This window comes from Aeromonas sp. HMWF015 (genome assembly GCF_963878965.1).
In the GTDB taxonomy this organism is placed as follows: Bacteria; Pseudomonadota; Gammaproteobacteria; order Enterobacterales; family Aeromonadaceae; genus Aeromonas; species Aeromonas veronii.
Map to the genome: position 1 here is coordinate 1 of NZ_CAWNZT010000175.1, position 2,529 is coordinate 2,529.

A 2,529-nucleotide genomic window follows, 5' to 3' on the forward strand; every position below is an offset into this window, starting at 1 on the left:
CCGCCGGCTGCATGTTGCTGCGCGAGATGTTCGGCAAGAAGCGCTCAAGCCTCGATACCGACTGGCTGGCACTGGGCCAGGCCAAGAAAGCCGCCATCTGTGCCATCGCCCGCCAGCCTCGGGGTGAACTGATGAGCGCCACGCTGTCGGCATTGCCACATGCACAGCGCGAGGCGATCCGCCTTGCCGTGATTGCACTGGAGTACCAAAGCGAATTTCGCGGCGGCTGTGACACCAAGGTGTGGCACCCGGCACCGGTCACCAGATCTATCCGGGATATCGAGAGGGAGAAGAAAGAGAGAGCAGCAAAACTGCGCATGAAACGCGCAGTACTGGCGGCAAGCCAGATGACCGGGCAAGGCCCACGACCTATTGGGCAATAAAAAAGCCCGCATTACGGAGCGGCAACTCCAAGCGGGCCTCTATCAACAACGTATGAGGAAGTCGACATGGCAACTTTAGCGATCCCCTGCGCCCTGCGCAACCTTCGCATCCAACAACGCAAGCTGACGGGCCGCTATGGCGCCCGTCTTAGCCAACACCCGGACGGGGTTGCGCTTATCGAGCGGTCAACTGCACTGGCTTGGGCTTCTCTGTTCAGCCGCATCAACCCCTGCACCACTCAACAAGGAGCCTGACCATGAACGCACAACCGACCCAAATCAATCTGCTCAACCACCATGCCGCCAAGCGTCTGCGCCAGTTGCGGGAGCAGTTGAAGCTGAGCCGCCCCAAGTTTGCTGACCAGCTCGGCATTCCGCCCACCACGCTCAAGAACTACGAGCTGGGATACCGCGAGATCGGGGGCGGCCTGTTCCTGCTGATCGCCAACCACTCGGAGCTAAAACGCCATGTCGATTGGCTGCTGACCGGCATCGCCACGCCGGAGGTGCAGGCATGACCAAGATCTTCCATCCCATATCCGAGCAGGAGGCGCTGGCTGAGTTGCCGCGCCTGCGCCAGCGGCTCACTGCCAAAGCTCGTCACTCCTCATGCCTCAGAGGAACTGAGGGTAAAACCTTGTTAGCCCAGGCAAAGCGTGCCCTGCGCTGGCACCAACTGTTTCTCAGCATCAACCGGAGGGCCTGCCAATGAGCGACATCATCAAGATTGCCCGCCAAGCGCCCAAGGTGGTCGAGGGGCTGCTGGCCGATATGTTCGCCGCCAATGCCGAAGATAACCGCATCGCCCTGGGCGGGGTCTACTCCGGCCAGCAGTACATCCAGCTGCAGCTGGTTGCGACCAGCAACCCGGCTGATCTGCTCGATGATGACGGCGACGAAGACGATGAAGAGGCGGCATCACTCCCCGCTCACAACCCGCTGACCACCCACTGGCTGGCTGCTCGCGCCGAGTTTATCGCCGCCGGCGGTGAGGCCAGAGGCGATCGGGATATCTCCCGGGAGCTGCTGGCGCTCGGTGCGGTGCGCTCTGTCTATTGGCTGGCACTGGGTCAGGGCGCAACCGCGCTGGCCAAAGAGATCGGCGAGTGGTGGCAGGAGTGCGCGCCACTGCATGGGCAAGGTGAGGTGATCAAGTGACTCATCACCTGCAGCAGGAACTGACCAGCCAGATGTATCGCTGGCAAGAGACCTATCGGGAGGACGCAGCGCGGCTGCGTCTTTATCAGCGGGAGCTGGCCCATGCGCGCCGGCTACCTGCCCGCCCCCACGTCAGCATCAAGCTGTTGCTGCGTCAGTGCGCGGCCGCCCGTCGAATGAAAACCCATGCCCAGCAGCGCATCAGTGGATGCCTGTTTCGCATCAAGACGTTATCTGCTTAACGCATGACCAAGCTCACCACCCGGCTGCCGCTGTCGAGAAAAGCACAGCTGCAGCGCATCAACACCCTTTGCAACTCTCTGCCCGGCGTCAACTTTGACGCCGTTTTCGGCGGCCCACGCGGCCAATACGATCTGCTGTGGGCCATCCAGTTGCTCGATGGCCTCTCCCCCGAGTTAACCCGCGACCTGTTCAAGCAGTACGCAAGGCGCCGCAAGGATTGCAGCTTCACCCATTGCCGGGCAGCCAATATCTGGCTGCGTGAGCGCACCCGCTGGGTGCGCCAGCTGCTCCATTCCATCCCGGTCAACCCAAGGGAGATGCGCGATGAAGACGGCCGCAAGAAGGTGGCCCACCAGTTCGCCAACCAGACCGCTGCCATTTACAAGAACATCGAACAGGACATCAAAGAGGGCGCCGAGCCGGATCTGCTGCAGACCTGGGAGCTGATGCGCCAGCCGGCCGATCAGTGGGGCTTTATCGGCAAGATGCCCAAGTTCAAATCCAACGAGGTGCGGGATAACTGGATCCTGAGCGTGCTGGTGCGCCTGCTCTCTGCCAAGTGGTGGGAGAAGCGCGTCAACCGCTGCTGGGATCGGCTGCAGGAGCAGATCAACATTCTGCTCGGCAAGGTGCGCAAGGGCGTGTCGGCTTATGTATCGAACGCCACCATGAAGGTGGTGCGCGAACGTAAGCGGGCCATGATGCGCTGGCTGGCCGAGTCGGAAGTGGTCAACGAGCAGTATGA

Annotated in this window: 7 protein-coding genes; all 7 read left to right on the forward strand. The window is 61.6% G+C overall.

The features are described 5' to 3' along the window. Positions 1-383: hypothetical protein (locus AACS18_RS08990; RefSeq protein WP_108612201.1), on the forward strand; the 383-nt coding region annotated here is incomplete at its 5' end. A gap of 66 nt (positions 384-449) precedes the next feature. Then, positions 450-638, forward strand: coding sequence for a hypothetical protein (locus AACS18_RS08995; protein WP_041213699.1), 189 nt, complete (start codon positions 450-452; stop codon positions 636-638). A 2-nt stretch (positions 639-640) separates the two neighbouring features. Beyond that, on the forward strand, positions 641-901 hold the full coding sequence (locus AACS18_RS09000) for a helix-turn-helix domain-containing protein (RefSeq protein ID WP_108612202.1): 261 nt from the start codon (positions 641-643) through the stop codon (positions 899-901). After that, positions 898-1,095, forward strand: coding sequence for a hypothetical protein (locus AACS18_RS09005; RefSeq protein WP_108612203.1), 198 nt, complete (start codon positions 898-900; stop codon positions 1,093-1,095). Before AACS18_RS09000 ends, AACS18_RS09005 begins: the two co-directional genes overlap by 4 nt. Next, entirely contained in the window at positions 1,092-1,541 is a 450-nt protein-coding gene (locus AACS18_RS09010) for a hypothetical protein (RefSeq protein WP_258228688.1), read from the forward strand. The genes AACS18_RS09005 and AACS18_RS09010 overlap by 4 nt, the downstream gene beginning before the upstream one ends. Beyond that, positions 1,538-1,783, forward strand: a complete 246-nt coding sequence (locus AACS18_RS09015; protein WP_108612204.1) for a hypothetical protein — start codon at positions 1,538-1,540, stop codon at positions 1,781-1,783. Before AACS18_RS09010 ends, AACS18_RS09015 begins: the two co-directional genes overlap by 4 nt. 3 nt (positions 1,784-1,786) lie before the next feature. Beyond that, on the forward strand, positions 1,787-2,529 hold a 743-nt coding region (locus AACS18_RS09020; RefSeq protein WP_146184754.1), incomplete at its 3' end, for a replication endonuclease.

Coding starts and splice junctions, on each gene's coding strand:
- AACS18_RS09000 (WP_108612202.1), top strand. CDS start 641: ATGAACGCACAACCGACCCAAATCAATCTGCTCAACCACCATGCCGCC.
- AACS18_RS08995 (WP_041213699.1), top strand. CDS start 450: ATGGCAACTTTAGCGATCCCCTGCGCCCTGCGCAACCTTCGCATCCAA.
- AACS18_RS09010 (WP_258228688.1), top strand. CDS start 1,092: ATGAGCGACATCATCAAGATTGCCCGCCAAGCGCCCAAGGTGGTCGAG.
- AACS18_RS09005 (WP_108612203.1), top strand. CDS start 898: ATGACCAAGATCTTCCATCCCATATCCGAGCAGGAGGCGCTGGCTGAG.